The sequence below is a fragment of the Chlamydia buteonis genome (assembly GCF_900634605.1).
GTDB classification, from domain to species: domain Bacteria; phylum Chlamydiota; class Chlamydiia; order Chlamydiales; family Chlamydiaceae; genus Chlamydia; species Chlamydia buteonis.
On sequence record NZ_CAAAFM010000001.1, the window covers coordinates 243,911 to 265,988 of the forward strand.

Here is a 22,078-nt window from a genome sequence, read left to right on the forward strand (position 1 = left end):
CTCACCGGTATAAATCTAGAACCTTTGAGAGTCTGCCCATGAGACAATCATCCTACAACAGACAGAACCTTTATTTATATAATACCGCATCGAGAACAAAAGAACTTTTTTCTCCCTCTAACGATCCTGTCAAATTGTATACCTGCGGTCCTACAGTATATGACTATGCGCATATCGGAAATTTCCGTACGTATATATTTGAAGATTTATTAAAACGTGCTCTTTTGTTCTTTGGATACTCTGTAAAGCATGTTATGAATATTACAGATGTTGATGATAAGACTTTGGCTGGTGCATGTAAAAAAAATATCTCTTTGGATACCTATACAGCTCCGTTCATACAAGCCTTTTTTGAAGACGTTGCCACACTGAATATCCTACCCGCTGATGTTTACCCCCACGCTACGCACTATATCCCTCAAATGATCGAAGCTATCCGCAAGCTCCTAGATGATGGTATCGCCTATACAGGCCAAGATAACTCTGTTTATTTTTCTATAAAAGAGTTCCCTTCCTATGGAAAGTTATCTCAGTTACAGCTACAAAATTTGCAATGTTGCTCTAGGATAGCTTCCGATGAATATGACAAAGAAAATCTTTCGGATTTCGTGTTATGGAAAGCATACGATAAAAAGAGAGACGGTCATATTTATTGGGAAAGCCCATTTGGCAAAGGTCGCCCAGGTTGGCATTTAGAATGTTCTATCATGGCTATGGAACTTCTCGGGTCTTCTATTGATATCCATGCAGGCGGTATAGACAATATTTTCCCTCACCATGAAAATGAGATTGCCCAGTCAGAATCTTTATCTCACCAGCCTTTTTCTCGTTACTGGCTCCATTCTGAGCATCTTCTTGTTGATGGGAAAAAGATGTCGAAAAGTTTAGGAAATTTTTTCACACTAAGGAATTTGCTAGATCGTGGATTTTCTGGAGTAGAAATCCGCTACATGCTCTTACAAAGCCATTATAGAATGCAATTAAACTTCACTGAAGAAGGACTAATTGCTTGCCGTCAAGCGTTAAAACGCTTACGTGATTTCATTTCTCGATTAGAAAATCCCTACCCTGAAAGCGCCACTATTTCTGAAGATATAGATCAGTGCGGGCAACTGTTTCTACAAGATTTTTCAAACGCTATTGCAAATGATTTAAACATAGCGGCAGCGCTCGCGTCCCTTTTCGATTTTATCCATCAGACAAACTCACTGATTGATAAGTCAAACTTCACACAGGCTGATAGTAACTATGTTTTGGACATTATGAAGAAAATTAACACCGTACTTGGTGTTATTCCCCTCTCTACATCCTTAGACATCCCTAGTGCAGTTGCACAACTTGTTGAAGAACGAGAAATTGCCCGCAAGGAGAAAAATTGGAAGCAAGCAGATGTTCTTCGAAATCAAATTGCTTCTTTCGGCTATGTTATTGAAGATACAAAATCAGGGCCTAAAGTAAAAAAATATTAACCCTTGTCTGATTCTAAACGACGCATAGCTGGGAAATATAATACATCACGAATAGAAGCAGCATCCGTAAGAATCATTACCAAACGGTCAATACCGATACCAAATCCCCCTGTGGGAGGCAAACCTTGGCACAAGGCTTCTAAAAATTCTTCATCTATAGGATGGTATTCACTATCTGGATTTAAAGCCTTTTTTTCCTGTTGTTTTTCTAAAAGTACTCTCTGACGCAAAGGATCATTCAACTCTGAATAGGCATTACAAAGCTCTTTACCTAAGCAAAAACTTTCAAAACGCTCGACAAAATCCACATCTCCTGAGCGCAAAGATTTACATAAAGGCGTCGTCTCTATAGGATGATCTGTAATATGATGAGGCGCAATTAATTTATCGCAGACTAACTCGTCAAATAATGCTGCGATTAATAAGCCTCTGGGAGCTGTCACGTAAGATTCCTCAGGTAATGAAGAACATTCTTTCAAAATTTTTCGCAACTCATGATCTCCATGAAGATCCACATCGACACCTCCATATGTCTTGATACTATCTTTCATAGTCATGCGAATCCAAGGAGCTTTAAAATCAATGGATACAGGCCCTTGTTTTAAATGTGAATAGGTCAAAACTGTACTACCATTGTTCAACTCACAGACGAGATGTTCAACGAGATTCTCCACATAGGTCATGACACTATGATAGTCTATGTTCGTTGCATAGGCTTCTATTATGGTAAATTCAGGATTATGGGTCCTATCGATCCCTTCGTTCCTAAATACTTTTCCAATTTCGTAAATACGTGGAGTGCCTCCAACAAGGATTTTTTTTAAAGAAATCTCTGGAGAAATCCGGAGAAATACTTCTGAGTGCAAAGCATTCAAAGTAGTTATAAAAGGTGTTGCCTCAGCGCCACCATAAACATTTTGGAGTATAGGAGTTTCTACCTCTATGAATCCCTGAGCATCCATGTAGTGACGGATTAATTTGATAATCCGACTTCTTTTTAAGAAAGTTTGCCGTACTTCATCAGAAGAAATTAGATCCAACCAACGCTTTCTATAACGAGTTTCTTTATCACTTAGGCCAGCGTGTTTATCGGGAAGAGAAATTAAAGATTTACACAATAGTGAGACGGTTTCGACAAGAATAGTTAACTCTCCGGAATGCGTGAAAAATAGGTACCCTTCGATTCCTAAAATATCACCAAGATCAAGCTTCTTCTCTATAAATTTTATTGGGGAAATCTCTGCATCTACAGGGAGACCTGCAACTGAAGAAAAATCCCTGTTAAACATCACCTGGATCTTTTGATCATTATCTAAAATCTGCGCAAAAGCGTTCTTTCCCATAGAGCGGAAAAGCACCATACGACCTGAGATTTTTACCTTAGGGGTTTTTTTATTAGTAGCATCTTCACTATTCCCAAGAGATTGGGATATATATTCTTTTTTTATTTCCTCAACACTACTTGTTCCTGGGAATTCATAAGGATAGGGATTAATACCTAAATCAGCTATTTCCCGAAGCTTGTTACTTCTATGGAGAAAATCTTCTTGTTGTAGGTACTCAGCTTCTGTGGACATCGTTTTTCTAAATCCTTTTGCCTATTTCTTCTTTTCTAAAGACCGTTCTAATTATCACGTAATCCAAACATGAAAAATCATATATGATCGAAAGAAAAGAAAGTTAAAAGTTCATTGTAAAATAGAGATTTTCTCAAAAACAACAAAAAAGATGAATGTTTAATTAAGAGAAAACAAGAACTTTAGAGAGGGCGACCTCCTCTCTAAAATTCTTTAAGAAGAAATTGGCTATTTTGTACGTAAAGCAGCTTTGATTTTTTGCACGTAATTCTCACCACCACCGTACTCGAATCCCATTCTAGCTTTCTCAACTCCATTAGCATCAATGAAAACTAATGTTGGGAATCCGTTTACACCGTATTTTGATTTTAAAGCTTGATTTTGTTGTTTTACATCTTCAGGTTGGCTAGCAGATTGTGGGAAGTCTAGCTCTACCATATGTAAATTCCCATTCGCATACTGTTGAAATTCAGGAGTATTTAAAATCTGATCTTGCATCTTTATACACCAGATACACCAATCAGAACCTGTAAAAAATAAACCAATATATTTTTTATCTTTTTTGGATTGTTCGACAGCATTGTCATAACTTTCCCACTGTACTCCAGAAGTTTTAACCACGTGCACAGTAGACTTATCGATCCCTTTTTGGTAATGAGAACGTCTTTTTGCTGCACAACAAGGCAGTGTAAGTAATAAACAGAGGGCTATTAAACTTCCTTGCGACCAACGTTTCATGCAAATCCTCTTAAAAATAATGTAGAATTTTCCCTTAATCACCGAGTGTACTATCCTATTACGCGCAAAAAGCAAGGAAATTTTCACATCGGAGAACAAAGAGCATAGATGAATAAACCATCTATATCTATAGTGAATCCGTAGATATCTTTGCTATTTATATATTCATATGACTCATCCTGATATTTCTTCTATTTTGCAAGAAATAATAGATCGCTATTCAGAGCACTATTATCCTTCTCTGTCAAAACTTATTCCCCTAACTCCCAAATGGGAAGACAACCCAGCTCCTATAAAAGCTTCTGCGGCACAAGCAAAACGTATTGCAAAACCGCTTATTGCTGATAAAAAATTAGAAAAGCATTTATCAAATCCAGTTCAAGATAGTGAAGGCCCTCCCCTACCTATTACTCACGAGCGCTTAAAAAAATCTTCCTGGGAATGCATTCCTCTCCCTCCTGATCTTTCTAGAGAAGAAATCTTGAAGTTTCGCTATTCTACTTTGCAAGCACATTGTTTGAAAACACCTTTGGATATACCTTGTGGTATCTTCGTAGATGAAGAAAAAGATGAGGAAATTTTATTTTTTAATAGATTGTCAAAAATTCTTACTCAACAAATTTTCCCTTCTCGACTCATTTTATCAACAAGTCATACAGATATTTTTCATAAAAATACGGGCCTTTCTTTATGTCTAGCACCTTTAACAATGATACGTTATAAAATCTCCAATCTACGTTATCATCAATCTTTCATGAAAGATGGGTGCACTTGGATTCCTATTTATTCTTCAGTATACTATGAAAATGATCCGCAATTGAAACGAGATCTATGGGTAATATTGAATCAACTACCTTTCGCCTATACGCAGAAGTCATAGTAAACTCCAATATCAATAAGGTATTAGACTACGGACTCCCTGATCATCTTGAACACATTACTAAAGGTACTGGTGTTAGCATTTCCTTACGGGGAGCAAAAAAATATGGAATAGTCCATCAGATTAAAACACAAACAGAATGTAAACGAGTTCTTCCTGTTTTAGGTGTTATTGATTCAGGAATTATACTCCCTCAAGATCTTCTAGAACTTATGTTTTGGATGAGTCAATATTATTTTGCGCCTTTGGGTAAGACACTGCGTTTAGTACTTCCTGGGATATCTTCTAGTATCATACAACCAAAACAACATTATCGCGTCCTACTCAAGCAAAGCAAAGCGAAGACTAAGGAGATAATTCTTGCTATTCAAAAAGAATCTCCCGCGCAAGCAGCAACTCTAAAAACATTATTATCGTGCAGCTCTCCCCCTGGTCTTTCAGAACTCATGGACAAGGCTAAGGTGTCACAATCTCCGATCCATTCTCTAGAAAAACTTGGGGCTATTGAAATAGCCAGTGCTGCAGATCTCGAAATTCAAGAAGATCGTCTAACCTTCTTCCTCCCTGAAGCCCATGTGCTACATCCGCAACAACAAGATGCCGTGGATAAGATTTCTTTGTCCTTATCTTCAGGGAAATTTCAGACACACCTTATTTTTGGTGTTACAGGAAGTGGAAAAACGGAAGTATATCTCCAGGCTATTCGTGAGGCAAGGAAATTAGGGAAAAGTGCGATCCTTTTAGTTCCTGAGATTGCTCTTACAATACAAACAGTTACATTATTTAAAGCTCATTTTGGAAAAGAAGTGGGTATTCTTCATCACAAGCTTAATGACAGCGATAGAAATAAAACCTGGAGAGAAGCATCAAACGGAAATATTCATATCATTATAGGTCCAAGATCTGCATTGTTTTGTCCTCTACAAAATTTAGGACTGATCATCGTTGATGAAGAACACGATCCTGCCTATAAACAAAGTGAAAGCCATCCCTGTTATCATGCTCGAGACGTTGCTGTTATGCGAGGGAAACTGGCAAATGCTACTGTAATATTAGGCAGTGCTACTCCAAGTCTGGAGAGCTACGCCAATGCCTTATCAGGGAAGTATATTCTTTCAGAATTATCATCACGAGCTGCTGCTGCCTATCCTGCGAAGATTTCTCTTATCGATATGAATATGGAAAGAGAAAAGACAAAGACAAAAACATTATTCTCTCAAGCTGCACTTAAAAGTATTGAAAAACGGCTCGCTGTTGGAGAACAAGTCTTAGTTTTCTTTAATCGACGTGGCTACCATACAAATGTGTCCTGTTCTTCATGTAAACATACGTTGAAATGTTCCCACTGCGATATGGTATTAACTTTCCATAAATATGCGAATGTCCTCCTCTGTCATCTCTGTAATTCTTCCCCTAAAGACCCTCAGACATCTTGTCCAAAATGTCATGGAACTATGACTTTACAATATCGTGGATCGGGGACAGAAAAAATAGAAAAGGTATTGCATAGTATCTTCCCACAAGTTCGCACTATCCGTATTGATTCGGACACCACGAAATTTAAAGGAAGTCATGAATCTTTATTAAAACAATTTGCCACAGGAAAAGCGGATATACTCATTGGAACACAAATGATAGCTAAAGGGATGCACTTTCCTGCCGTTACTTTAGCCATCATTTTAAATGGTGATTCTGGTCTGTACATTCCTGATTTCCGCGCCTCTGAACAAGTATTTCAATTGATCACACAAGTAACAGGAAGGTCCGGAAGAAGCCACCTCCCTGGTGAAGTCTTGATTCAATCGTTTCTTCCTGATCATAGCACCATTCGCTGTGCCATCAGACAGGACTATCGAGCGTTTTACCACCAAGAAATCCCTGGCAGGGAATTATGCAGCTACCCGCCATTTGTTCGTCTTGTTCGCTGTATATTCATAGGAAAATGCCCCAACCTCACTTGGAAAGAGGCGCAACGCATCCACTCTATACTTAAAGAGAAGTTGGATACTCATACCCAATTAATGCAAATCACACCGTGTGGACACTTCAAAATTAAAGATGTATTTCGGTATCAATTTTTAATAAAAAGCAAGCAAGTTCTTCCTGTAAATAAAAAACTCCATGAAGCCTTACTAACTGCAAAACTGTCTCCCAAAGTAAAATTCATGATTGACGTCGATCCCACAACTACATTTTTCTAGATAGCTATGCAAAACGGCAACTAAGAGATTCACTTCATCTTGATGATTAAAAGCGTGGAAATTTACTCGTATAAAAGGCTTATCGGCAAAAGTCATCAAGCCTACACGTAAGTTCGCCTCATTGAGAAGTGAAACTAAAAGATCAAAATTAAAATCCTGTAAGAAAATAGGTTGTCCACAACCTTGGGAACTCAAACCAAAATACTTCTGAAAATACGCTTGAAGGATAAAAACCTGTTTGCGAGCGAACTCCCCTACTACAAACAAATGATCATATGCAGCACTTATGGAAATCAGTGCGTGAGGAGCTAGTACTGTAGTATAGCGTAATGGTGGGGAGTTTAACATCAACTCTGTTTTCACTTCTAAGGAAGAAAGAATAGCTGCTCCCATAGCTCCCATAGCTTTACTATAGGTAACAAGAACAGCATAAAAATTCTCATATCCCCATTTGTGACACAACCCACGACCTTCCTCACCAAAAATTCCCATGGCATGGGCTTCGTCTACAATAAGGTGAGCATGATATTTTCTTGAAAGAGCTAAAAGTTCTTCAAGAGGAGCTAAAGTTCCTAAGAAAGAGTATACCGAACAAACAAAAATGAAAATTCTTCCTGACGAGACTGCTCTATGAGACATTAATAGAGATTCTAGAGCGCTTAAATCATTATGAGGAAACGATTGATGTTTCCCGGATATCACTTTTAAACTTTGTACAACGGATATGTGTACAGACGCATCCCAAAAGACCATATCAGTATCTTTAGAAATGTGATAGCAGAAACCTAAGTTAGCCATATAGCCGCTCTGCACTACAAAAGCAGCCTCAGCTTGATGGAATTTTGCTATCTTTGCTTCTAGTTTTTGTAGAGTTTGGGAAGGGCCTGCAATAGCACGAGAACCACTTGCTCCAAGTTGGGCTTGAGGAAATTGTTCACAATATAAACGATAGCGTCTCTCAACTTCATTTACTAATACTGTAGAGCGAGAGAAACCTAGGAAATCGTTAGTTACAAAATCTATTGGGCATTCACTCATTAAAGATTTTTTCCTTGAAATCTAGTATCTTTAACTATTCAAGTGTCGTTTTATTCCCCATGAAACAGAGAAAGTGCTAGAGAATTTAAAGCTCGGTAATCAGGTTTTCCTGAGCCCAGCATCGGGATAGATTCCAACTGATGCTGATAGGATATTTTCATTATGCTACTTGTTTTTAAGTTTTTTAGGATATCATTTACTTCATTGAGATTGGTAGAAAACGTCGTAAATAAGCAGAGTTTGACTTTCTCTCCAGGTATACCACAAACGATCAAAGAAACATCATCTTGCTCATCAGGCAACCCAAAACCTTCAATGAGTAAATTTTCTAAAGCCTGCAAACTAATCATTTCACTGCCAATTTTTACGAAACGACTAAGTCTACCTTGTAAAAACAACTGACCATTTCTATCTAAATAACCTAGGTCTCCTGTCACATACCAACTTGCGCCTCCAAGATGTACAAAACCTTGATCAGGATCTGCTTCCAAATAGCCGGGAAACAGTGAGGTACCTCGAATAAGAACTAAACCAACTTCTCCACAAGACAGAGGAGCATAAGTCTCTTCCGAAACAATCATAATGTCCATACCTTCAATAGGGATACCAACACACCGTTCATTTTTGGGACTATTCTCATCATTAATCGTAATAACAGGAGAACACTCGGTTGTACCATATCCTTGACGAAGAACAATATGAGGAAAATTTCTCTCAGACTTGTCTCTTAAAGAGTCTTTAAAAGCGTCTCCTCCGACAACAACAAAACGCAAAGAGCTTAAAGCAGATTCTTGCTTTTTAGCTGTTTTCAAAATGTAATCAAAAAAGATAGGTGTAGTACCTAAAAAGGTTGCATCCGTCTTATCTATAAACTCCACAATCTTTTTGGGTTGCAAAGGATTATAAGAAAAAACTATGGACAATCCCGCAAGCATAGGGAAGAGAGCACAACAGTTAAACCCATAAGCATGGAAGGGGGGAAGAAACGACATCATAACATCATTTTCTACAGGATCAAAAAATCTTAAACAGGCATTTTGATTCGCTATAAGATTTGCATGGGTTAAGGGAACTCCTTTAGGAAGCTTTTCTGTCCCGGACGTAAATAAAATAACGGCAATATCTTCCTGATCCTGCTCTGAAAGATTGAACAAACCCACAAACCAGTTGTGCGGGAGAGATAGATAAAAAGCTATACGCATCTTATCCCAAAGGGAAAGTTGTTTACGTATATTTTCCATGTAAATTAACTTTGCTGGATACTCTACGCCATCACCGTGAATCTCATGTAAGTGCTCAACCAGTTGCTTGGAAGTTAGGATATGATCTACATGTGCTAGAGCAATGCATGCTTCCATTTCTCGAAGTCCCTGACTCCAATTGATCATAACAGGAATTTTCCCAGATAACAACACAGAGAAATAAGCAATATAAGCCCCAGCAGAGGCTGGCATCATAATCCCGATATTTTTTCCAGTATATTTAGATACTTGTAAAGACAACGCAATAATCGCCTTACGCATATCATCATAAGATAAAATCCCTAATTGCTCATCCCAGCAACTAGCTGCTGATCCCATTTCCGAACAGAGTTTTAAAAACTTCTCTAAAACAGTCCGTCCATCACGTAAACCGATACGACGCTTTTTAGAATAATTCCAACGCTTATGCATATATCCTTCCCTTATATTAGGCATAAGGAACTTCTATAGGAAAACTTTCTTTATCTTCGTTAAACCACGAAGAAAGAAAACCATTCAAATCCTGTTTCGTGGGGAATTGCTTCAAGAATTCGTTATTTATTTGGTGTATTGTCACTTTCACAGAGCGTTTTGGCATAAAAAATACCCCCCGTCGCAACAGGGACTTCATCGCCTCTTTGAATACCATGCTCAACTTGGGGGTAGATTGAGTTTTATATCTTGAGAAAGCGCTCCCCCATAATCCGTTAATGCGTATCAAAAATACGTTGCACTCCTTAGATTTATGTAATAACACGTATGCCGAATACTGATTAACTATTTCTTCTTTGCCATTTCTTGATAACCTTCCGGAAGGATACAGCAATATGCTGCCTTTATTATCCAAGACATGAATAGTTTGATTATAAAAATGTTCCATCTGTTCGACAGTTTTTTTACACTCTCTTCCAGGAATAACTGTGGGAACAGGTATGGCGCCAACAGAATTTAAGAACCAACGAACTACAGAATTCTTAAATAAATAACTCAATGCAAGGGGGCGCAGATGAAAACGCTGCCAAAATAGATATTCAAGAATTACAGGATCTATTTCGGCTACATGATTTGATAAAAATAGACACCCTTGATTAGGATTAGGATTTATAGACTTTAGCCCTTCTAATTTTATCTTGTAGCGCAACTTCAAGGCAAAGCCAACAAGAAAAGCATATGTAGCTTCATAAATAGTTCGCCATACCTTAAGTATCATAGGTAACCCTTTCTCATAACAAATTCGCTTACAACCCTTCTAGTAAGTTTATCATAATCCTATCTTTTGATAATATGGTTAACTAATACTTAGGAAAAAAATCGCTATGCCATCTCATTTACTAGACTATCAAAGAGTTGCAGAAAGTATAGTTGAGAAAACAATCGCCGAGTTAATCCATTATCGACAACGCCTTCCTCTAGTCCCTTTCTGGACAAAACCCGACGGGTCTTTTGTGACACCTGCAGATTATGCTGTCCAATATTGCCTTCAAAAAAAGCTATCAACAACTTTTCCACATATTCCGTTTATCGGGGAAGAAATCCTAGACCCTGTAGACGATAAACATAAAATTAATAGTATTTTAGAATTCATTCACAGACTAGATTCGAAGGCAACACCTGAAGATCTTTTAGAAACACTAAGCCCAAATCGAGCAGCCTCGACTTTATACTGGCTCGTTGATCCTATTGATGGTACGTCAGGATTTATTAAAAACCGCTTTTTTGCCTCTGCAGTATCCTTAATTTATGAGGATAGGCCTATACTCGCAGTTATGGCGTGCCCATGCACAGATCGCCATACTTTTAAAATCTATTCCGGTGCTAAAAACTATGGGGTCTCTTTATTTGGTACTGCAATTGAAACTAGGCATTATTTAAAATCCGGAGAAACACTAACGGGGAAGTTTTGTGAAGCATCTCTAGCCGCACGTAACCAACAGCACCACGCTACACGCTTATTAAGCCTCTCCTTGCCAGGGCAACCCCAAGCTTGTCGAGTTGACAGTCAATACAAATACGCTATGGTTGCTGAAGGCGCTGTAGACTTTTTTATCCGCTACCCCTTTGCTATTTCTCAAGCAAGAGCGTGGGACCATGCTCCAGGAGCTTTTTTAGTAGAAGAGTCGGGAGGCGTAGTTTCCGATATTTTTGGAAATTCGCTCAATTATCGCCGAGAAGATTTCATGTTAGAAAATCATCCCATAATTCTAGCTTCCGGGAATGCAGAAATTCACAGAATTACGTTAGACGCCTTACAAGAACACTTAAACATTGTTTCTGAAGAAAACTTGCTAGCTTACTAAATATAGGCTGTAAGTTTTTCTTCCACTATACTGTCTGATAAAACTACTGTATCTTGATCAGTATCTTCGCTTTGCTGATAAATTTCTTTAAGAATCAAAGGCAGTTGACTCACTTTCTGTAAGACTGTTTTGGGACAATAGGCTCTTCCAACAGCAAGAGCTACATTCAATAAGCCGCCAGCATTTGCTAGATAATCTGGGGCATACAATATTCCCTGAGCATGAAGCACAGCGCCTAAAGCAGGATGCTCCAATTGATTATTTGCAGCCCCTACAACAGCACGACAACGCAAGTTATAGACATTACTTCTATTAATCACTCCCCCGAATGCACATGGAACAAAAATATCACATTCTAATGTGGGGAATGCATTTATAGGGACAACAGTAACCCCATAGAATTTGGTAACTTCATCAAGAATGGTTTGATTCGCATCAGAAACATACAACTCCGCACCTGCAAAAAACAGCGAGTGTAAAAGCTTTCTACCGACAGCACCAAGACCTTGAATCCCGATCTTCCTTCCTTTCAAAGAAGGATCTCCCCATAACTGCTTTGCAGTTTCCTTGATACATAAAAAGACACCGTGAGCTGTATAAATTGAAGGATCACCACTCACACTTTCTATACCACACACCCAAGGAGTTTCCTGGTTGATAATATTAATATCACTCACAGAAACTCCCATATCTTCTGCGGCAATATACTGTCCGCTGAGAGAATCTACTGCCTGACCAAAAGCCCTAAGTATATCCTCAGTAGGACGCGTCATTCCTTTAGGAAGAATAATCACACTTTTCCCTCCACCGGTCCCTGTCCCACTAAGAACAGCCTTATATGTCATACCCTTTGATAAACGCAAAACATCCGTCAAAGCATCGTCAAGAGAATCGTAACTAAAAGCGCGAACTCCGCCTAAGGCTGGACCCACTAGTGTCTGATGAATAGCAATTAAAGCATGTAACTGGACATCTTCACACGTAACTTCGATTACACGTTCGTAATCTTCTATATGCAGATCTTTAAACACCAGAGGATATTTCATAATCTAAAGTAGAAGTATTTGTAATTACAATACGTAAGTATTGTATAGATTTAATTAAAAGTCAATTAACCAAACCCTCTCCCTTCTCTTAAAATTTCTCTCGTGTTACTCTAGAGTACGCAGAAAAACTAGTAAATAAAAAAAAGAGTATAACGAGAGTCGCTTATGTCTGAAAAACAATCTTTATCGATCATGCATCCTTGGCACGGTCCTATACTAACTCAAGATAACTACGAATCTCTATGTTGTTATATAGAAATTACGCCGCAGGATTCTGTAAAGTTTGAACTAGACAAAGCTACAGGTCTATTGAAAGTAGATCGCCCTCAGAAATTTTCCAATTTCTGTCCTTGTTTATATGGATTATTACCTAGAACGTATTGTGGTGAACTTTCTGGAAAATATAGCGGGGAACAAAGTTTGAAAGCAAATATCCGCGGTGACGATGATCCCTTAGATATTTGCGTGCTTACAGAAAAAAATATCACTCACGGAAATATCTTGCTTCAAGCACGTCCTATTGGTGGTCTGCGCATTATTGACTCTGGAGAAGCCGACGATAAAATTATCGCTGTTCTTGAAGACGATTTAGTATTTTCAGAGATGCAAGATATCTCTGACTGTCCTTGTACCGTTCTCGACATGATTCAGCATTATTTTCTAACCTATAAAGCTACTCCAGAACACTTGATCAATGCAAAACCAGCAAAAATTGAAATTGTAGGGATTTACGGGAAAAAAGAAGCACAAAAAGTAATTCAACTAGCACACGAAGACTATTTGAATAAATTTGTTAGAGAGAAAACAACCATATAACCAATGTTTCTGGAGAGGAGGCCCCCCTCTCCTTACATTCTTCAACTTAGAAAGAGAAGAGATAGCTGTTGATAAACTTATCTGCTTCTACAGCAATCTCCTTAAGCTCAGGGAAGCTCAGTAACCGCATACCTTCTTGAAAGCTTAACCATTGAGTGTCACAAATTTCATTCGGATCTGCATGTACATCCCCTTGAACTTCTGCTAGGAAGTAGGTGACTTCTTTACGAACAAATACCTCGTTATCATTAAAAGAATAGTGTTCTACAAGAACTTTTGGGAAAAAGTTGACTACACTCAAGCCAGTTTCTTCAACTAACTCTCTTTCTGCAGCCTCCTGAGGACCTTCTTTATCTTCAGAATGTCCTTTAGGGAATCCCCAATGCTTGCCTTGGGTATGGCAGATAAAACAAGCTTTTAGTGTACTTTTATCAGGAGTACCAAAAAACTTTATGGGAATAATACCAAAAGAGTATTCATACTTTGTCTTTATCATAATTAGGGTATATACCTCGAGAATAATATCGTTGAATTATGTCCACCAAAACCAAAAGAATTCGACATAGCGACATCTATATCCCAATCCTGAGCTTTGTTCGCAACTACGTCAAAATCATCAATTTCCGCAATTGGGTTTTCTAAATTAATCGTAGGATGTAATTTCCCCGTTTGAATTGCTTGAATTGTCGCAACAGCTTCGACGCCCCCAGCAGCTCCCAGGCAATGCCCTATAAGTGACTTCGTGGAATTCATTCGCAGCTTTTTTACATGACTACCGAAAGCCTTTTTCAATGCTAAAACTTCCGATATATCTCCTAAAGGCGTTGATGTACCATGAGCATTAATATAGTTTACGCGTTCTTTAGGAATACCAGAACTTTCTAAAGCCCCAAGAACACATGAGGTGATCCCTTCTCCGTCATCTCTAGGAGCTGTAATATGAAAAGCGTCGCAAGTAGTATACGAACCAAGAATCTCTGCGTATATAGGAGCTCCTCGCTTCAAAGCGTTTTCTAAAGTTTCCAAAACTAAAATTCCGGCTCCCTCACCAATGACAAAACCATCCCTATCTCTGTCCCAAGGACGAGAGGCTTCTTGAGGGGCATCATTCCTTTCTGATAAGGCACGATTAGCAATAAAACCTGCCAATCCAACACGATTCACAGCAGCTTCGGTGCCTCCACAAACTATAACATCAGCGCGTCCAGAAATAAGGTGCTGATAAGCAGCATCTATACAATAGTTTGAAGTCGCGCAAGCTGTAGATATGGAATAGTTCGGACCCATCAGCCCAAAATCCATAGCAATAAGGGCAGGGGCCATATTAGTAATAATGTAGGGTATGAAAAATGGAGAGAGTTTTTTATTACCAAGAATAAGACGTTCCATACCATCGTCCAGAGTCTGTAATCCTCCCATACCAGAACCAACGACAACACCGCAACGAAGAGGATCAGCTGGAAGATTATCTTTATCCCATCTAGACATAGCAATAGCTTTCTTAGCTGCAACTACTGCATAAGTAATAAAACGATCCACTCTTCGTGCTTGCTTTTTATCTAAATAGGGTTCGGGATCAAATTCAGGGATCCAACCGGCGAAACGAGTAGCATAATCCTCGCATGGAAAAGAAGTGATTGTATGAACACCACTAACACCAGCAAGCAAATTATCATAAAAGGTGTCTATTTCGTTACCTAAACAAGAAACAACGCCCAATCCCGTGACTACTACACGTTTTTTACTCATAAAGTTATTCTACCCTGTTAAGAAGCTAGAAGCTTGGATGTAATAATGGAACCGTCCTTCCAAAGCTCTTCCAATCGATACTGTTCTCTAATGGATGAGATAAACAAATGGATGACAATAAATCCGTAATCTATAACTACCCAGTCACCATGACTTAACCCCTCTACATGTAAAGGAGCAACATTATGTTCTTTTAATTCTTGTACAATCGTATCTGCTAAAGCTTTTACATGTACACCAACATTCCCTTCAGCAAAAATAAAGTAATCTGTGAGCTGAGAAATGGCACGAACATCTAAGACAACAGGATTATTGCCTTTTTTGTTATCAATAACTTTGGCAATTACTTTTAATAAATCAAAGCAAAATAATTCCATAGAAACTGGCACGAGAATACTCGATTATCCAAGATAAGGTCGAGCTTTTTTTCTTAGGTTAAATAATATTCCAATAATACTTTCTCGCCATTTTTCTAAGTCTTCCTCTAGGCCGGACCACTGTTTTCTCCTCACCTAGAAGAAGAAAAGGCAAGTCAAGAATATGGTCTGAGAAAGTATGACTTCTCGCCTGTCCTATTTTTTTTAGATGGCTAAGTATTCTGGCTTTATTATCTCCAGTTAGGCATTGATTTGCAAGCGTTTGCCCTCTAGAAAACGCTTGAAATTCCGAAGCATAACATATGTTTGCTCCTAACTTTTCCGCTATCGGTCTAACAATGAAATCTGGCGAGGAGGAAAAGACCATGACTTCCCCTGAAGAATCCTCCAAAGCTTCATAAAATTTTTCTAAAGCTGGCGCGTAAAAATCTTTTTTTACCAACGTCTGTGCAAAATCGAAGGCTGTAGCAGAAAGATCCTCAAATGCAACTGACGAGAGTAATGAAGAGACTATCTGCGAATAAAATGAAGGCAAGTCTAAAAAAAAAATCGAAAACGAAGAAAACATAAAAAACAAGAAGGAAGGGTTTTATAAGAGAATAAGCGACGCTCTAGAGCGTATTTATAAAACCCTATACTGCTATTTCCTCGTAGCAACGTACCATCTAAGTCAAAAGCATATATACAAGATCGTCTCATGTTAACTGCTGAATTTGGCGCTTCAAGTCAAGGATACTTTGATCCAGTTCCTCTAAAGCACGTTTGTCTTCTTCAACCAGAGCACTATACTGCATAGCGCGATCGAAATCCAGGCCTGAAGATCCCAGAAGTTTCTTACCTTGCTCTAGTTTATCTTTTAATTCCTTACGACGTTCTTGCCTTTGGGATAAAACTTGTCGCATATTTGTGAGTTTTTCACGAGAATCAGGAGAAGACAGCAGTTGTTCTTCAAAATATGCTGTTATATGCTGTAAAGTTAAATTCAATCGATTATCTAAAGAAATCCGTTCTGAAGCAGATAAGAAAGTTGCCTTAGTTAAAGATTCCTTCAACTCTTGCCACTCGGATCGCGTTTCTGAGTGAATGTCTCCGGAAGTACACCTTTCAGAAAACAGTTTGATCCTTTCAGTTAGCTCTTTTATTGCTTCTTGTCGAATTTGTTTATCTCTAGCTAATTGCTCTTGATATACCTGTTCGGCAGCATCCTGTTTTTCTCTGAGCTTCTCAAACAAAACTTGTAGTTCTGTCTTCAAGGCAACAACATCGTCATGAATTAAATCAAGAGACCGTATACGCTTGGAAGCAACATCCAAATCCTTACGAATTCTAAAAAGATCACCTCCCTCTTCCAATACTTGAGCTATACCTGAGAGTTGCTCTCGAACATCTTTAGAGTTTTCAGCAGATGCCACTCTTAGACGACTTTGCTCTTGACGAATTTCTTTTTCTAAACCTTTGAGTTGATCCCAGCATTTACTGAGCTTCAAACGTGTATCAGAAAAGACAGTAGAAGAAACAGCTAAGCATTTAGCAGCCTGCTGTAGATTTTTGATTTCCTTCCGTAAAAAAAAAACGGAACGCTTTAATGCGTCCTTATCTGCACGAGAAAAATATTTAGCAACAAAAGACTCAACATCTTCTGAAAAAGCGTCACTAACTTTCTCAATGAGTTCTTTTCTTTTCGGGAATACTTGATTTCCTAGAGACGATAAACGTTGGAAAAATTTGCTTTTTAATCGCATACGCATGCCAACGTTCATCAGCTCTTTACGCAAATCAATGATTCTTGCTGAAAAGCTACTTAACCAAACTAACGAGGTATGTAACTCTTTATAAAAAGTCTTCCTCTTCTCTAACGTCTGGGTTTCTAAAAACACTGACTGCTCTTCTTGTACTGTTAGAGAATTAGTTCCTTCTAAGAAACTAGTTATATCTTGCTCTAGACAAGATATGGCCAACTCAATCTGTCCAACAACAAAAGTCCCCTCTTCATCTTGTAAGGATTTAATATGCCGTCCTTCTTTCGTTAAATCAATATAGCGCCGCCAAAATTCAGCCCGCTTACCAACGTTTTCTACTTGATGGAATAATGGAAGACAGTGCTTTCGTATCGCCCAAAACAGCTTTAAATTTGCTCCTTGGTTGTTTCTTAAGGCTTGTTCCATTTTCTCTAGACTAAAAGTCACCTGCTCTTCTATCGATGAGAATGCAGTTAACTCTTGAGTAAATATGGTAAAGGATTCATTAGTCATCGCGGCGTTAGAAATATCATCACTTTTGAATTTCAATTCCTCACTAGAAACCACTATAGAACCTTGTTTTGCTTCTGAAGAATAAAAGCTGTTGTCTGAAGTATCCATAATAACAACTTAGGGTGTAGGGCTTGACAAAGAAATAATGAATAGAAGATAAAGTTTGCCCCTGCACTACATTATCGTCAATCGTTTTTATGAACTTATTTACTAGAATTTCCTTTGACGAAGGATTGGAGTTATTTAGAACAAGTCCTTTAGAAAAACTACAGGAGACTGCAAATATTTTACGCAAACAGCGCCATCCTGATAATAAAGTCACTTATGTCCTAGACGCCAACCCTAACTACACCAATATTTGTAAAATTGATTGTACCTTCTGCGCATTTTACAGAAAACCTCTTGCTTCTGACGCATTTCTTCTTCCTTTTGACAAATTTCGTTCTTTAATGCAACGATATATAGCTATGGGAGTTAAAACTGTACTTCTTCAGGGAGGGGTTCATCCGCAATTAGGGATAGACTATCTTGAAGAATTCGTACGGATCACAGTGCAAGAATTCCCCTCTATCCACCCCCATTTCTTCTCTGCAGTAGAAATTTCACATGCGGCCTCTGTATCAGGAATCAGCAATGAAGAAGCTTTAATAAGACTTTGGAATGCAGGACAGAGAACTATTCCTGGAGGAGGCGCTGAAATTCTTTCCGAACGCGTGCGCAAAATTTTATCGCCCAAAAAAATGGGTCCCGGTGGATGGATTAATTTCCACAAGCTTGCCCATCGTTTAGGGTTCTACTCTACAGCAACAATGATGTTTGGGCATATAGAAAACGCTCATGATATTCTCTTGCATTTGCAAGCTTTAAGGGATGCTCAGGACGAAACCCCGGGGTTTTATAGCTTCATTCCTTGGAGCTATAAGTCTGGGAATACCGCCTTAGGACGCAAGGTTCCTAATCAAGCACCTCCTGAGATGTATTATCGTATTCTCGCACTAGCCCGAATCTTCTTAGACAATTTTGAACATATCGCTGCTTCATGGTTTGGGGAAGGCAAAGAATACGGAGCTCGTGGATTACATTATGGGGCCAATGATTTTGGAGGGACTATCATTGATGAGAGCGTTCATAAATGTACGGGATGGACTTTAAAGAGTTCCGAAGAGGAAACTCGAGCTATGATTGCTTCAGAAGGATTTATCCCTGTTGAGAGGAATACTTTCTATGAACATATAGAAACGCCATCTTATCAACCATGAAGAAAATAATCCTCTGCTATCTTTGCTGCTATAGTTTCTGCTGTTAATCCTAAGGTAGGCAATTCTCGAAATATAGGGTAGCGTTTAAACCAGGTCCTTTGTTTTTTAGTATAATGGCAAGTATTTACTATGAATTTTTGTTTAACCGCTTCATAAGATTCTGCGGGAGAACCCTGATCAATAAATTCGATCCATTCTCTATATCCTATAGCTTTTGATGCTGAGGAATTGTCTCTTATCCCCTGCTTGAGTAATCTATGCACCTCATCAATTAAGTCATCTTCGAGCATTCTCTGACAACGCAATTGGATTGTGTCTCGCAGAAGCTCTTTAGGTGATGATAAAAACCATCCTCGGCAATTATACTCCGTAGATTCTCTAGCTTCCCTGGTCCATCTATGGTCTGAAACTTTTTTCCCTGTTAAATGGATAATTTCTAAACCTCGCACGATTTTGTTTCTATCATTCTTAGTAATCGTACGCGCGTATTCAGGATCTTTCAGGTAAAGGTTTTCGTATAAAAACGATAAACCATGTTCCTGAATATAAAGAGCTAATTTATCGCGGAAATCGCGGTCTGCAGAAGGCCCTTGAGGAGGCCCTGAAAGAAAGGTATGAAAATAAAATCCGGTGCCACCGACAAGAATAGGGACTTTATTTCTAGAGAGGATATTCTGACATGCCTGCATTGCCTGATAATAAAAATCCACAGCATTAAACAGTTCTTGGACATGGCATATATCGATCAGATAATGAGGAATGCGCTGTCTATCCTCCCAAGACACTTTAGCTGTGCCAATATCCATACCACGATAGACTTGCATGGAATCAACTGATATAATTTCTCCATCAATCATAGGCGCTAGCCTTAAAGAAACATCAGTTTTCCCGGATCCTGTAGGTCCCGCAAGTAAAATCACAGTACGCTTAAACAATTTCGCAAATGACTTTTGAGGATCTAAGCAGACATCACATCCTGTAGATGTCATCGCATTAGCTTGGAATTCAGGAGCACGCATATGCACCGGAGTTAAAACTTAGTAAAACATTCTTGTTCTGATTGGCAAACAGGCAAAAGTTGATCGACGCCTGCTATACGAATAACATCTGCAACCAAATTAGAGACGCAACAAATACAAAGAAGACCCTGACAAGACTGTAAAGATTTAGACAATGAAAATAAAAGGCGGATTCCTGAGCTACTCATATAAGTCACGTATTGGAAGTTGAGTACAATTTTATGCTTACCTTCTTTAACTTTCTTATCTAGAAATGCTTCTGCTTGAGGCACAGAAACAGCATCTAACGCCCCTTCTAAAGAGACAACAAGAACATCCCCATACTGTTTAGTTAACCAATCCATAAAAGCAACTCCAAATAGTATCTCGCAAATATTAGCGATATTATTTACGATAAAAATAAAAAACAATGCGCACCCATGGTAAGAAGCTTTATAAAAATGCTTTTTTCTCCTGGACCAAGATATTCTCTATCTTACGCATTCCTATGTATTTTCCTTAGCATCCTAATTTTTATTCCTACCATTCATTGGCTTTTGTTTCCCGAGACTTTTTTATTTCCCACAACAAAAGCTCTTCCCATTAAAAATATTTTCCTTATTTCTTCATCTCCTTCTAGAATTCCTGAGGCTATTTTTTCAGAGACATTACAATTATCAGCAGACTATCCTACTTTCCTACATCAATTTACAATTAAGCAAGCAGAAGCGAAGTTAAAAGATCTAGGGATATTTTCTTCGGTATCTATAAAAAAAGTCCCAGACAACAAAGGAATCATCATCTTTTATGCTTTACACACCCCTATAGGCTATTTAGGCAACCAAACAAATACTTTAATTAACCATTCCGGGGAACGCTTCCCTTGCCAACCTTTTTTTAAAACTCAAAAACTTCCTAAGATTTTTTTCCCACAAAAAGATGTAGAATCTTCTATTTTACCTTTATGGAAAATAGACATTGCATCTCTCCTAATTGAAGAACTCAAAGAAGATCCGCCTGTGATTATTGATTTGTCTCTTACGGATATATACCCTATGGAAATAACCGTTTCCTTATCTTCTGGAAATCTTCTAAGGTTTCAATACTACACAATACATGAAGGATTAAAAAATTATCACCTCTCTCAATATAGTACTGTGATGCAATCTAGAGACTGTCACATTTACGATTTAAGATTCCCCTGCCATCTATTATTAAGTAAGCTATGACCCCTATAATCATTTTGACTCAACTACCTTCTCAAGAAGAAGCCGAACTTATCGCTCACACTTTAGTAACTCAAAAGTTAGCGGCTTGCGTACATGTTTTCCCAAAAGGGAAATCTACTTACATATGGAGAGGCCAGCTCTACGTTTCTGAGGAATACCACATGCAAATCAAAACACTATCTTCACGATTTCCTGTGGTATCCAAAACCATTCGTTCTTTGTGCTCTTACGACGTTCCGGAAATCATTTTTATCAAAATTGATGATGGAAATGCAGAATATTTACAGTGGTTATCTCTAGAAACTGCCCCACAAACATCTCAGGAAATGAATAAATCTTGACGTTTTTTCAAAATTCGGTATAATCTTTTTAGGAACTTCGAATGATACATAAGTGTTTTATCCTTTTTTTCCACATCTCAATTTAATTTGGATTTTATGGAAGAGTTTGTAGCATATATCGTAAAGAATTTAGTTGCTGATCCTGAAGCTGTGGAAATTCGTTCTATTCAGGATGAGTCAGGTGAATCTATAAAGTTAGAGATACGTGTGGCTCCCGACGATATAGGGAAGATCATAGGTAGACGGGGAAATACAATACACGCATTAAGAACTATTCTTAGACGTGTGTGCGCGAGACTAAAAAAGAAGATACAAATTGACTTGATCCAACCCGAGGACAGCAGAGGATCTGTTGATGAAAGTGAGGGTGTTTCCAGCAGTTTTTGTCTTGATTCAAACAACTCTAGAGAGTCAGAGATGGCCCATCAATGTTGCGGCCGAGGCAATTGCTGTTCAACGGATGACGAAGATATAAAAGCATCTTCGGTTCATCATGAATGCAGTCATCATCACCATTCTGAATAATATTCACTACTTTTCTTCTTAATAAATAGAGTTTGGCAATAGCTA

General features: G+C 38.4%; 22 protein-coding genes. 9 read left to right on the top strand and 13 right to left on the bottom strand.

The annotated features are described in order from the left end of the window. The first annotated feature begins 38 nt into the window (after positions 1-38). Positions 39-1,469 (top strand): cysteine--tRNA ligase, encoded by a 1,431-nt coding sequence (gene cysS / locus E1N70_RS01075; RefSeq protein ID WP_131743737.1) that lies wholly within the window; start codon positions 39-41, stop codon positions 1,467-1,469. On the opposite strand, the gene lysS is transcribed toward cysS, so the two are convergent. Together lysS and dsbH are read right to left on the bottom strand one after the other, a co-directional pair. Continuing rightward, positions 1,466-3,046, bottom strand: coding sequence for a lysine--tRNA ligase (lysS, locus tag E1N70_RS01080; RefSeq protein ID WP_131743738.1), 1,581 nt, complete (start codon positions 3,044-3,046; stop codon positions 1,466-1,468). The genes cysS and lysS overlap by 4 nt on opposite strands. 228 nt (positions 3,047-3,274) lie before the next feature. After that, positions 3,275-3,784, bottom strand: coding sequence for a disulfide reductase DsbH (gene dsbH / locus E1N70_RS01085; protein WP_208638288.1), 510 nt, complete (start codon positions 3,782-3,784; stop codon positions 3,275-3,277). A gap of 169 nt (positions 3,785-3,953) precedes the next feature. On the opposite strand from dsbH, the gene E1N70_RS01090 reads away from it, so the two are divergent. Beyond that, positions 3,954-4,664 carry a hypothetical protein gene (locus E1N70_RS01090; RefSeq protein WP_131743739.1) on the top strand — a complete coding sequence of 237 codons (711 nt, stop codon included), beginning with the start codon at positions 3,954-3,956 and terminating at the stop codon, positions 4,662-4,664. Further along, positions 4,616-6,865 carry a primosomal protein N' gene (priA, locus tag E1N70_RS01095; protein WP_131743740.1) on the top strand — a complete coding sequence of 750 codons (2,250 nt, stop codon included), beginning with the start codon at positions 4,616-4,618 and terminating at the stop codon, positions 6,863-6,865. Before E1N70_RS01090 ends, priA begins: the two co-directional genes overlap by 49 nt. Here the strand turns inward: priA and E1N70_RS01100 are convergent. Genes E1N70_RS01100 through E1N70_RS01110 form a run of 3 tightly spaced genes read right to left on the bottom strand, consistent with a single transcriptional unit; the run spans position 6,797 to position 10,354 of the window. Then, positions 6,797-7,903, bottom strand: a complete 1,107-nt coding sequence (locus E1N70_RS01100) for an aminotransferase class I/II-fold pyridoxal phosphate-dependent enzyme (RefSeq protein WP_131743741.1) — start codon at positions 7,901-7,903, stop codon at positions 6,797-6,799. The two genes, priA and E1N70_RS01100, sit on opposite strands and share 69 nt — an antisense overlap. Before the next feature lie 50 nt (positions 7,904-7,953). Further along, on the bottom strand, positions 7,954-9,576 hold the full coding sequence (locus tag E1N70_RS01105; protein WP_208638289.1) for an AMP-binding protein: 1,623 nt from the start codon (positions 9,574-9,576) through the stop codon (positions 7,954-7,956). A 16-nt stretch (positions 9,577-9,592) separates the two neighbouring features. Further along, positions 9,593-10,354 (bottom strand): lysophospholipid acyltransferase family protein, encoded by a 762-nt coding sequence (locus tag E1N70_RS01110; protein ID WP_131743743.1) that lies wholly within the window; start codon positions 10,352-10,354, stop codon positions 9,593-9,595. A gap of 106 nt (positions 10,355-10,460) precedes the next feature. Here E1N70_RS01110 and E1N70_RS01115 point away from each other — a divergent pair, with 106 nt between their 5' ends. Then, positions 10,461-11,441: an inositol monophosphatase family protein gene (locus tag E1N70_RS01115; protein WP_131743744.1), complete on the top strand. Its 981-nt coding sequence runs from the start codon at positions 10,461-10,463 to the stop codon at positions 11,439-11,441. Here the strand turns inward: E1N70_RS01115 and E1N70_RS01120 are convergent. After that, positions 11,438-12,487, bottom strand: coding sequence for a Glu/Leu/Phe/Val dehydrogenase family protein (locus E1N70_RS01120; protein ID WP_131743745.1), 1,050 nt, complete (start codon positions 12,485-12,487; stop codon positions 11,438-11,440). The genes E1N70_RS01115 and E1N70_RS01120 overlap by 4 nt on opposite strands. Before the next feature lie 165 nt (positions 12,488-12,652). On the opposite strand from E1N70_RS01120, the gene E1N70_RS01125 reads away from it, so the two are divergent. Beyond that, positions 12,653-13,303, top strand: coding sequence for an inorganic pyrophosphatase (locus E1N70_RS01125; RefSeq protein WP_131743746.1), 651 nt, complete (start codon positions 12,653-12,655; stop codon positions 13,301-13,303). Between the two features lie 46 nt (positions 13,304-13,349). On the opposite strand, the gene E1N70_RS01130 is transcribed toward E1N70_RS01125, so the two are convergent. From E1N70_RS01130 to E1N70_RS01150, 5 genes are all read right to left on the bottom strand, one after another. Continuing rightward, the gene (locus E1N70_RS01130; RefSeq protein WP_131743747.1) at positions 13,350-13,799 is read right to left on the bottom strand and encodes a bis(5'-nucleosyl)-tetraphosphatase; all 450 of its coding nucleotides are present in this window, start codon (positions 13,797-13,799) and stop codon (positions 13,350-13,352) included. A 2-nt stretch (positions 13,800-13,801) separates the two neighbouring features. Continuing rightward, complete coding sequence (gene fabF / locus E1N70_RS01135; RefSeq protein ID WP_131743748.1) at positions 13,802-15,052, bottom strand: beta-ketoacyl-ACP synthase II; 1,251 nt, start codon at positions 15,050-15,052, stop codon at positions 13,802-13,804. 17 nt (positions 15,053-15,069) lie between these two features. Next, positions 15,070-15,429 (bottom strand): ribosome silencing factor, encoded by a 360-nt coding sequence (gene rsfS / locus E1N70_RS01140; RefSeq protein ID WP_131743749.1) that lies wholly within the window; start codon positions 15,427-15,429, stop codon positions 15,070-15,072. 58 nt (positions 15,430-15,487) lie between these two features. Next, complete coding sequence (locus E1N70_RS01145) at positions 15,488-15,997, bottom strand: haloacid dehalogenase-like hydrolase (RefSeq protein WP_244201093.1); 510 nt, start codon at positions 15,995-15,997, stop codon at positions 15,488-15,490. Positions 15,998-16,124: 127 nt separating this feature from the next. Beyond that, entirely contained in the window at positions 16,125-17,789 is a 1,665-nt protein-coding gene (locus tag E1N70_RS01150) for a coiled-coil domain-containing protein (RefSeq protein WP_131743750.1), read from the bottom strand. An 89-nt stretch (positions 17,790-17,878) separates the two neighbouring features. Here E1N70_RS01150 and mqnC point away from each other — a divergent pair, with 89 nt between their 5' ends. Beyond that, entirely contained in the window at positions 17,879-18,940 is a 1,062-nt protein-coding gene (mqnC, locus tag E1N70_RS01155; protein ID WP_131743751.1) for a cyclic dehypoxanthinyl futalosine synthase, read from the top strand. Here the strand turns inward: mqnC and miaA are convergent. Further along, positions 18,931-19,959 (bottom strand): tRNA (adenosine(37)-N6)-dimethylallyltransferase MiaA, encoded by a 1,029-nt coding sequence (gene miaA, locus E1N70_RS01160; RefSeq protein ID WP_131743752.1) that lies wholly within the window; start codon positions 19,957-19,959, stop codon positions 18,931-18,933. The two genes, mqnC and miaA, sit on opposite strands and share 10 nt — an antisense overlap. Positions 19,960-19,970: 11 nt before the next feature. Continuing rightward, positions 19,971-20,303, bottom strand: a complete 333-nt coding sequence (locus tag E1N70_RS01165) for an STAS domain-containing protein (RefSeq protein ID WP_131743753.1) — start codon at positions 20,301-20,303, stop codon at positions 19,971-19,973. A 75-nt stretch (positions 20,304-20,378) separates the two neighbouring features. Between E1N70_RS01165 and E1N70_RS01170 the strand changes: the two genes are divergently transcribed. From E1N70_RS01170 to E1N70_RS01180, 3 genes are all read left to right on the top strand, one after another. Further along, the gene (locus tag E1N70_RS01170) at positions 20,379-21,167 is read left to right on the top strand and encodes a cell division protein FtsQ/DivIB (RefSeq protein WP_131743754.1); all 789 of its coding nucleotides are present in this window, start codon (positions 20,379-20,381) and stop codon (positions 21,165-21,167) included. Next, a complete protein-coding gene (cutA, locus tag E1N70_RS01175) occupies positions 21,164-21,508 on the top strand; it encodes a divalent-cation tolerance protein CutA (RefSeq protein ID WP_131743755.1) in 345 nt (114 codons plus the stop codon). Before E1N70_RS01170 ends, cutA begins: the two co-directional genes overlap by 4 nt. 96 nt (positions 21,509-21,604) lie before the next feature. After that, positions 21,605-22,033: a KH domain-containing protein gene (locus E1N70_RS01180; RefSeq protein ID WP_131743756.1), complete on the top strand. Its 429-nt coding sequence runs from the start codon at positions 21,605-21,607 to the stop codon at positions 22,031-22,033. Positions 22,034-22,078 lie beyond the last annotated feature (45 nt).

What these genes read in the sequence shown, in the direction of transcription:
- fabF (WP_131743748.1), bottom strand. Translation starts at nt 15,052, where the DNA reads ATGAGTAAAAAACGTGTAGTAGTCACGGGATTGGGCGTTGTTTCTTGT.
- E1N70_RS01170 (WP_131743754.1), top strand. Translation starts at nt 20,379, where the DNA reads ATGGTAAGAAGCTTTATAAAAATGCTTTTTTCTCCTGGACCAAGATAT.
- lysS (WP_131743738.1), bottom strand. Translation starts at nt 3,046, where the DNA reads ATGTCCACAGAAGCTGAGTACCTACAACAAGAAGATTTTCTCCATAGA.
- E1N70_RS01105 (WP_208638289.1), bottom strand. Translation starts at nt 9,576, where the DNA reads ATGCATAAGCGTTGGAATTATTCTAAAAAGCGTCGTATCGGTTTACGT.
- E1N70_RS01110 (WP_131743743.1), bottom strand. Translation starts at nt 10,354, where the DNA reads ATGATACTTAAGGTATGGCGAACTATTTATGAAGCTACATATGCTTTT.
- rsfS (WP_131743749.1), bottom strand. Translation starts at nt 15,429, where the DNA reads ATGGAATTATTTTGCTTTGATTTATTAAAAGTAATTGCCAAAGTTATT.
- E1N70_RS01180 (WP_131743756.1), top strand. Translation starts at nt 21,605, where the DNA reads ATGGAAGAGTTTGTAGCATATATCGTAAAGAATTTAGTTGCTGATCCT.
- E1N70_RS01090 (WP_131743739.1), top strand. Translation starts at nt 3,954, where the DNA reads ATGACTCATCCTGATATTTCTTCTATTTTGCAAGAAATAATAGATCGC.
- priA (WP_131743740.1), top strand. Translation starts at nt 4,616, where the DNA reads ATGGGTAATATTGAATCAACTACCTTTCGCCTATACGCAGAAGTCATA.
- miaA (WP_131743752.1), bottom strand. Translation starts at nt 19,959, where the DNA reads ATGCGTGCTCCTGAATTCCAAGCTAATGCGATGACATCTACAGGATGT.
- E1N70_RS01145 (WP_244201093.1), bottom strand. Translation starts at nt 15,997, where the DNA reads ATGTTTTCTTCGTTTTCGATTTTTTTTTTAGACTTGCCTTCATTTTAT.
- E1N70_RS01120 (WP_131743745.1), bottom strand. Translation starts at nt 12,487, where the DNA reads ATGAAATATCCTCTGGTGTTTAAAGATCTGCATATAGAAGATTACGAA.
- mqnC (WP_131743751.1), top strand. Translation starts at nt 17,879, where the DNA reads ATGAACTTATTTACTAGAATTTCCTTTGACGAAGGATTGGAGTTATTT.
- E1N70_RS01130 (WP_131743747.1), bottom strand. Translation starts at nt 13,799, where the DNA reads ATGATAAAGACAAAGTATGAATACTCTTTTGGTATTATTCCCATAAAG.
- E1N70_RS01125 (WP_131743746.1), top strand. Translation starts at nt 12,653, where the DNA reads ATGTCTGAAAAACAATCTTTATCGATCATGCATCCTTGGCACGGTCCT.
- cutA (WP_131743755.1), top strand. Translation starts at nt 21,164, where the DNA reads ATGACCCCTATAATCATTTTGACTCAACTACCTTCTCAAGAAGAAGCC.
- E1N70_RS01100 (WP_131743741.1), bottom strand. Translation starts at nt 7,903, where the DNA reads ATGAGTGAATGCCCAATAGATTTTGTAACTAACGATTTCCTAGGTTTC.
- E1N70_RS01150 (WP_131743750.1), bottom strand. Translation starts at nt 17,789, where the DNA reads ATGGATACTTCAGACAACAGCTTTTATTCTTCAGAAGCAAAACAAGGT.
- cysS (WP_131743737.1), top strand. Translation starts at nt 39, where the DNA reads ATGAGACAATCATCCTACAACAGACAGAACCTTTATTTATATAATACC.
- E1N70_RS01165 (WP_131743753.1), bottom strand. Translation starts at nt 20,303, where the DNA reads ATGGATTGGTTAACTAAACAGTATGGGGATGTTCTTGTTGTCTCTTTA.
- dsbH (WP_208638288.1), bottom strand. Translation starts at nt 3,784, where the DNA reads ATGAAACGTTGGTCGCAAGGAAGTTTAATAGCCCTCTGTTTATTACTT.
- E1N70_RS01115 (WP_131743744.1), top strand. Translation starts at nt 10,461, where the DNA reads ATGCCATCTCATTTACTAGACTATCAAAGAGTTGCAGAAAGTATAGTT.